Genomic DNA, 7,223 nt, shown 5'->3' on the forward strand with positions numbered 1-7,223 from the left:
GGTCCGGGCGGTATGCTGTGCCGGTCTTGAGCTTTCCCAATAGCGGTCCTTCATGCGCATCATCAGTTTCAATGCCAACGGCATCCGTTCGGCCACCACCAAGGGCTTCAACGAGTGGTTCCTGGCCCAGCAGGCCGACGTGCTCTGCGTCCAGGAGACCAAGGCGCAGGAGTCGCAGCTGACCGACGCGCTGTTCCGCCCGGACGGCCACCATTGCTTCTACCGCGATGCCATCACCAAGAAGGGCTATAGCGGCGTGGCGATCTGGAGCCGGCGCGAGCCCGATGAAGTGCGTACCTCGCTGGGCTGGGCGCCGTTTGACGATGAGGGCCGCTATATCGAGGCGCGCTTTGGCAATCTCAGCGTGGTTTCGTTCTATATCCCGTCCGGGTCCTCGGGCGAGCTGCGCCAAGGCTTCAAGTTCGAGGTGATGGAGTGGCTGAAGCCGATCCTGGACGAATGGCTGGCCAGCGGCCGTGATTACGTGCTGTGCGGTGACTGGAACATCGTGCGCAGCGCTTTGGACATCAAGAACTGGAAATCCAACCAGAAGAACTCCGGCTGCCTGCCGCAGGAACGCGACTGGATGAACGGCTTCTGCGCCGACCAGGCCGAGCTGACCGACACGGCCAACGGCCGCGGCTGGGTCGATGCCTACCGCGCGCTGCACCCGCAAGGCCAGGACTACACCTGGTGGAGCAACCGTGGCGCGGCCCGCGCCAATGATGTTGGTTGGCGCATCGACTACCAGTTCGTCACCCCGGGCCTGCGTGATCGCCTGCGTAGCAGTTCGATCTACACTGGCCAGCGTTTCTCCGACCACGCCCCGTTCACCGTGGACTACGACCTGTGAGTGAGGCTGCCAAGCCCCAACGTCCCTGGCAGCGGGTGTTGTCCAATCTGAGCCAGCGCAAGGTGCTGGCGATGCTGCTTCTGGGTTTCAGCTCGGGTTTACCGCTGTATCTGGTGGGTAACACGCTGGGCTTCTGGATGCGCAAGGAAGGCATCCAGCTGGATGCCATCGGCTTCCTGTCCTGGGTCGGCCTGGCGTATTCGCTGAAGTTCCTGTGGGCACCCATCGTTGATAAGACCAATGCGCCGCTGTTTGGCTGGCTGGGGCGCAGGCGCGGTTGGATGGTGCTGTCGCAGCTGATCGTGGTTGCCGGACTTGTAGGCATGGGCTTGATCCAGCCCAAGGGTGGCCAGATCACCTTGCTCGGGGTCGCCTGGGAACACATTGTGGTGTTCGGGGTGATGGCGGTCATCGTCGCCTTCGCCTCGGCGACCCAGGACATCGTCATCGATGCCTGGCGCATCGAGTCGGCCGACAACGGCGAACAGCTTGGCCTGCTCACGTCCTCATCGGCGTTGGGCTACCGCTCGGCCTTGCTGGTGACCGATGCATTGATCCTGCTGATCGCGGCGAAGGTCGGCTGGCAGGTTTCTTACGAAATCATGGCCGGCTTGATGGCGGTGGGTGTCGTCGCCGTGTTCATGGCCCGCGAGCCGTTGCCTGCACAGTTGGCGGTGGCAACGCAGTCCGCGCCGTTGTGGACGCCGCGTGGCTTGGTCGACGCGGTGATCGGTCCGTTCGTTGCGTTCGTACGCGAGCACCGCAGCGGCGCGCTGCTGATTCTGGCGGCGATCAGCTTCTACCGTCTGGCCGATTTCGTGATGGGCCCGATGGCCAATCCGTTCTATGTCGATCTTGGCTTGAGCGAGGAAACCGTCGGTGCCGTGCGTGGCTCGATTGGTCTGGTCGCGACTTTCGTGGGCATTGCCGCTGCCGGTGTGGTGGCGCTGCGCTGGGGCATGCTGGTAGCGCTGGTGGTTGGCGCCGTGTTGGGGCCGTGTTCGAACCTGGCCTTCGCCTGGTTGGCCTATTCAGGCCCGGACATTACCCATTTCGCGATTGCCATGGCGATCGATAATTTTGCCAGCGGCTTTGCCGGCACGGCGCTGATCGCCTACATGTCCAGTTTGACCAGCATTGGTTACACCGCGACCCAGTACGCGTTGCTGAGCTCGTTCTACGCCATGCCCGGGAAAGCTTTGAAAGGCTTTTCCGGTTGGTCGGTGCAGACCCTGGCGCAGGGGCGCACCTTGCTGGAAGGCTACGCGCTGTTCTTCATCGGCACGGCGCTGGTAGCGATTCCGGTCGTGATCCTGTGCGTATTGTTGATCGTGCACCAGCGCCGGCTGGCCCGCGCTGGGTAGGGCAGTTGCCTGCATCTGCCTGCTGCGGGATGATCGCCCCCGACGCGCCGAGGGGGCGGCCTTGCTACTGAGGAAGTGAGCATGGCAGATGTTCTATTGCGGGATATCGATCCGCTGCTGATGGAGCGCATCCGCCGGCTGTCGGTGGCGCGCGGCTGGACCCGCGAGGAAACCTGTGTGGCCTTGCTGGAACAAGGTTTGTTCACCAGCGAGCAACACGTGCGCGGTGGCTTCGAAGACCCCGAAGTAGACGTCCTGTCCGAAGCCATCAAGGCCTTGCAGGCACTACCGACCGGCAGCGATATCTAAACACCTGTAGAGCCGAGCCATGCTCGGCTGAAGCGTTCCCGGCAATGCCTGAAATGCCTGTAGGAGCGGCGTAAGCCGCGAAGTCACTGAAGGATCCGGCGTAGACAGCGCTGGGCAATCCCGCATTGGGTATGCACGTCGCGTGGACGCAGGGTCAGCTTCGCGGCTTACGCCGCTCCTACAACCCCGGGGCTCATGCCAAATGAATTGCGCCCAGAATCCTCGGCCCGCGCGCGCCGCTGACGCTGGGCAGGTTGCCCGGCCGGCTAGCCAGGGTTTCCTGCGCCAACCACGCAAAGCCCATCGCTTCCATGTAGTCAGGGTCCAATCCGTGTTCGGCACTGGAGCCGATAAGCACGCCCGGTAGCCGCGCCTGCAACCGCGACAGCAACTGCGGATTGCGCACACCACCGCCACAGACCAGCACGCGCCGCGCAGCCGGCAGCTGCGCCAGTAGTGCATCGGCCACCGTGGCTGCGGTCAGCTCCAGCAGCGTGGCCTGCACATCCGCAGGCGCCAACGCATTCACGCCCAGCTGCGCCTCCACCCATTCCAGGTGGAACTGCTCGCGACCGGTGCTCTTCGGCGGCGGCAACGCAAACCAAGGCTCGGCCTGCAGCCGACCCAACAATGCTTCATCCACCCGACCACTGGCAGCAAACGCTCCGTCGGCATCAAACGCATGACCGAGATGGCGCTGGCACCAGCCATCCAGCAAGGCATTGGCCGGGCCGGTATCGAAACCGCGGATGCTGCCATCGCGGGCGATCAGGCTCAGGTTGGCGATACCACCGAGATTGAGTACCGCGCGGTCTTCATCGGCGCTGCCCAGCATCGCCAGATGGAAGGCCGGCATCAGCGGCGCGCCATGCCCGCCAGCGGCCACATCGCGGCGGCGGAAATCGGCAACGGTGGTGATGCCGGTCAGCTCGGCAATGCGGTTGGCGTCGCCGATCTGCCAGGTGAAAGCCGGATTGCTCAGCGGCCGGTGACGGATGGTCTGGCCGTGCGAGCCGATTGCCTGCACCTGCGCGCGCTGTACGCCTGCGTCTTCCAGCAGCTGGTTGGCGGCAGCGGCGAAGGCGATGCCAACACTGGCATCCAGCTGCCCCAGCGCATCCATCGATGCGGGCTCGCCGCCTTGGCCCAGCGCGATCAGGGCATCGCGGGTCGCGGCATCCCAGGCATGGGTGTAGCCGTGCACGAAGTGGCATCCTCCACTGAGCGGGAACTGCACCAGCGCCGCATCGATGCCGTCTGCACTCGTGCCGGACATCAAGCCAAGAAACAACGGCAGCTGCGGATCAACAGAGGTCATGGCGGTCGCTAAAAAGAAACGGGCAGGGAAGCTTCAAGCTCCCTGCCCGTATCGTCAACGGTATTGCGCTGGCTCAGCCGCGTTTGCCGCCGGCTGCCGGTGTAGCGGCGGCAGTCTGGGTGGCGGCCGGTTTCCTGCTGTCGCCGGCATCGGCGTAGATCAGTTCTTCCATGCCCTGGATGCGCGCCATCGCCGGTGCGGTCTGTGCCCGGAAGGCGGCCAGATCGGCGCCCTGCAGCGGCTGCGGCGGTGGCATCGTCACCGACAGCGGGTTGCGGTGCACGCCGTTGACGCGGAATTCGTAATGCAGATGCGGACCGGTCGACATGCCGGTGGAACCCACGTAGCCGATCACCTGGCCCTGATTGACCCGCTGCCCGGCACGGTAGGGACCCAGCCGCGACATATGCCCGTACAGCGTGGTGTGGCCGCTGCCGTGGTCGAGGATCACCACATTGCCGTAACCACGCTGGGTGCCGGCGAACTGCACGCGGGCATCGCCGGCGGCCATGATCGGGGTGCCGGTGCGCGCTGCGTAATCCACGCCCTTGTGGGTGCGCATGGTGCCGAGAATGGGATGGCGGCGGGTGCCGAAGTTCGAGCTCAGGCGCGCGAACTGGATCGGTGAACGGATGAAGCTCTTCTTCAACGAACGGCCGTTGAGGTCGAAGTATTCCTCTTTGCCGCCACGGTCAAAGCGGAAGCCGGTATAGGTCTTGCCGCCAGTCTGGAAGGTCGCGGCCAGGATTTTGCTGGTGTCGATGCGCTCGCCTTCGCGCCAGGTTTCGTCCAGCACCACGCTGAAGCGGTCGCCCGGCTGCAGGTCCTTGGAGAAGTCGATGTCGTACTTGAAGATTTCATCGGTCATCGTGGCGATGGCCGACGGCGACAGGCCAGCCTTGCGCGCGGCGTTGTACAGCGAACTGGTGATCTCACCACTGGCCACCACGGTGCGCGTACTGGTGGCCCGCTCGCTGACCTTTTCGCGGATCTGGTCGCCTTGCAGGGTCAGTTCCACACGGTGATTGGCATCGCGGTCGAAGCGGATCGTGCGCAGCGCGCCATTGACCGGCAGGTCGAAGGCGATTTCCGCGCCGGGGCGCAGCTTGGTCAGCACCTCGCGGGTACCCGGGTGGTCAAGCACCTTCTGCATGGTGGTCGCCGGCACGCCAGCGGCTTCAAACAGATCGCTCAGGGTCTGGCCACGCGCTACACGCTGGATCTGCCAGCTGTCGCCCGGGGTTTCGCCGCGCCGCGCCAGCGACAGCGGCGGCAGGGGCAGGGCTAGCGTGGAATGCGCCGACGGCAGATTGGTGTCGATGGAATTGGAAAAACCGGGAACGATCGTCGCCGCCAGTGCACCGATGGTGACGAACAGGCTGGCGTGGATCCAATGCCGCCGGTTCCAGCGTTCGTTGAACGCGGCGGGCAGATGTTTCTTCAACTTCCGATGCAGGGCGTTGTCGTGCAGGACATGAAGTCTTTCCTGGAAGCGCTGTTTGCGCGCGGAGCCATGATCGGGTTGGGACATCGGTCGGTTCTCTGGTCGACCCGGATCGCGGGCCCAAACGCAGGTAACATAGACACCTATCAATACCGCGTCAAACCATTGAGCCGCATGGCTTTTCAATCGGTTAACGTGGTTAACTTGTACTTAACACCATTCATGTTTTTGACTGCGAAGTCGGGAGTTTTAGCGTGTCCTCGATTGATGAAGCCCTTGCCCTGATCGGTCGCGGAGCCGACGAAATCCTCAAAGTGGAAGAACTGCGCCAGCGTCTGGAAAGCGGTCGCCCACTGCGTGTGAAGGCCGGCTTCGACCCCACCGCACCGGATCTGCACCTCGGCCACACCGTATTGCTGAACAAGCTGCGCCAGTTCCAGGACCTCGGCCATCAGGTCATTTTTCTGATTGGCGACTTCACTGGCATGATCGGCGACCCGTCCGGCAAGAGCCTGACCCGCAAGCCGCTCAGCAAGGAAGACGTGCTGGCCAATGCGCGCACCTATGAAGAACAGGTGTTCAAGGTGCTGGACCGCGAGAAGACCGAAGTCCGCTTCAATTCCGAGTGGTTCGGCAAGATGAGCGCGGCCGACATGATCCGCCTGGCCGGCCAGCACACCGTCGCCCGCATGCTTGAGCGCGACGATTTCGCCAAGCGCTATGCCGCCCAGCAGTCGATCGCCATCCACGAATTCCTCTACCCGCTGGTGCAGGGCTACGACTCGGTGGCATTGGAAGCGGACGTCGAGCTTGGCGGTACCGACCAGAAGTTCAACCTGCTGATGGGCCGCGGCCTGCAGGAGCACCACGGCCAGAAGCCGCAGATCGTGCTGACCATGCCGCTGCTGGAAGGTCTGGACGGCGTCAACAAAATGTCCAAGTCGCTCAACAACTACATCGGTATCAGCGAGCCGGCCATCGACATGGTCACCAAGACCATGAAGGTGGACGACACCTTGATGTGGCGCTGGATCGACCTGCTCAGCTTCGACATCTCGATTGACGAGGCCAAGCAGCTGCGTGCAGATGTCGAGGCCGGCAGCATCAACCCGCGTGAGATCAAGTTGCGCCTGGCGCGTGAGCTGACCACCCGTTTCCACGACGCCGCTGCCGCCGAGCAGGCGATTGCCGGTTGGAATGCCGCAGTTACCGGGCAGGGCGACATCACCCAGCTGCCGTTGCAGGAAGTCGCCATCCCGGCCGAAGGCCTGCGGATCGGCGCCCTGCTGACTGCTGCCGGCCTGACCCCCAGCAACTCCGAAGCTTCACGCAAGCTCAAGGAGCGCGCGGTGAAGGTGGATGGCGAAGTAGTCGAAGACGCTCAGGCCGTATTGCAGCCTGGCTTCGAAGGCCTGCTGCAGGTAGGCAAGCGCACCTTCGCCCGCGTCCTGCTGGTAGCAAGCGCCTGATGCTTGAAGCCCCTCTCCCTCCGGGAGAGGGGTTGGGGAGAGGGTGCGGCGAAGCCGGTTTCCTTGGTGCTGCCCTGAAGCCAATCAGCACCTCGGGAATGCTTTGCTTCCACACACTAATAAGGTGCAAGCAAAGCACTCCCAGCTCCTCCAGCGGCCCAATGAACGAAAGTTGGAAAAAACCTCCAACACCCCCTTCACAAACCCCGCAAAGAAGCACATACTTCACCTCCCCCGACGCAGGGGCCTCGCAAGAGGCGCAAGCAGAAGGAAAGCTTGAAGTCTCCGCCTCGAAATGAGGTGTTGACGAAGCAGAAAAGCCACCATATAATGGGCGGCTCGCTACGACGGAAATGTCGCAGCCTACGAAGAGGGCGCTGAGGCCTGATTCGAAGTTCTTTGAAAGTATGCGCAGGTATCTTGTGAGGACGCCTGCAGGAATGGATGACTGTCCATCTTGCAGACG

6 protein-coding genes are annotated in these 7,223 nt (G+C 63.2%); 4 read left to right on the top strand and 2 right to left on the bottom strand.

Features of this window, described 5'->3' with window-relative positions:
* Positions 1-52: 52 nt before the first annotated feature.
* The 3 genes from ACVOLL_RS18750 to ACVOLL_RS18760 all read left to right on the top strand — a co-directional run bounded on the left by ACVOLL_RS18750 (position 53) and on the right by ACVOLL_RS18760 (position 2,526).
* Complete coding sequence (locus tag ACVOLL_RS18750) at positions 53-853, top strand: exodeoxyribonuclease III (protein WP_481514267.1); 801 nt, start codon at positions 53-55, stop codon at positions 851-853.
* Positions 850-2,217 (top strand): AmpG family muropeptide MFS transporter, encoded by a 1,368-nt coding sequence (locus tag ACVOLL_RS18755; protein ID WP_481514268.1) that lies wholly within the window; start codon positions 850-852, stop codon positions 2,215-2,217. Before ACVOLL_RS18750 ends, ACVOLL_RS18755 begins: the two co-directional genes overlap by 4 nt.
* Positions 2,218-2,298: 81 nt before the next feature.
* Positions 2,299-2,526 (top strand): hypothetical protein, encoded by a 228-nt coding sequence (locus ACVOLL_RS18760; RefSeq protein WP_481514269.1) that lies wholly within the window; start codon positions 2,299-2,301, stop codon positions 2,524-2,526.
* A gap of 193 nt (positions 2,527-2,719) precedes the next feature.
* Here the strand turns inward: ACVOLL_RS18760 and ACVOLL_RS18765 are convergent, their stop codons facing one another.
* Both ACVOLL_RS18765 and ACVOLL_RS18770 read right to left on the bottom strand, forming a co-directional pair.
* On the bottom strand, positions 2,720-3,844 hold the full coding sequence (locus tag ACVOLL_RS18765; RefSeq protein WP_481514270.1) for an anhydro-N-acetylmuramic acid kinase: 1,125 nt from the start codon (positions 3,842-3,844) through the stop codon (positions 2,720-2,722).
* A gap of 73 nt (positions 3,845-3,917) precedes the next feature.
* On the bottom strand, positions 3,918-5,375 hold the full coding sequence (locus ACVOLL_RS18770; protein ID WP_481514271.1) for a peptidoglycan DD-metalloendopeptidase family protein: 1,458 nt from the start codon (positions 5,373-5,375) through the stop codon (positions 3,918-3,920).
* 167 nt (positions 5,376-5,542) lie between these two features.
* On the opposite strand from ACVOLL_RS18770, the gene tyrS reads away from it, so the two are divergent.
* A complete protein-coding gene (gene tyrS / locus ACVOLL_RS18775) occupies positions 5,543-6,757 on the top strand; it encodes a tyrosine--tRNA ligase (protein WP_481514272.1) in 1,215 nt (404 codons plus the stop codon).
* Positions 6,758-7,223: the final 466 nt, after the last annotated feature.

The organism is Stenotrophomonas sp. STEN035 (assembly GCF_056759935.1).

What these genes read in the sequence shown, in the direction of transcription:
- ACVOLL_RS18750 (WP_481514267.1), top strand. Translation starts at nt 53, where the DNA reads ATGCGCATCATCAGTTTCAATGCCAACGGCATCCGTTCGGCCACCACC.
- ACVOLL_RS18760 (WP_481514269.1), top strand. Translation starts at nt 2,299, where the DNA reads ATGGCAGATGTTCTATTGCGGGATATCGATCCGCTGCTGATGGAGCGC.
- ACVOLL_RS18765 (WP_481514270.1), bottom strand. Translation starts at nt 3,844, where the DNA reads ATGACCTCTGTTGATCCGCAGCTGCCGTTGTTTCTTGGCTTGATGTCC.
- ACVOLL_RS18770 (WP_481514271.1), bottom strand. Translation starts at nt 5,375, where the DNA reads ATGTCCCAACCCGATCATGGCTCCGCGCGCAAACAGCGCTTCCAGGAA.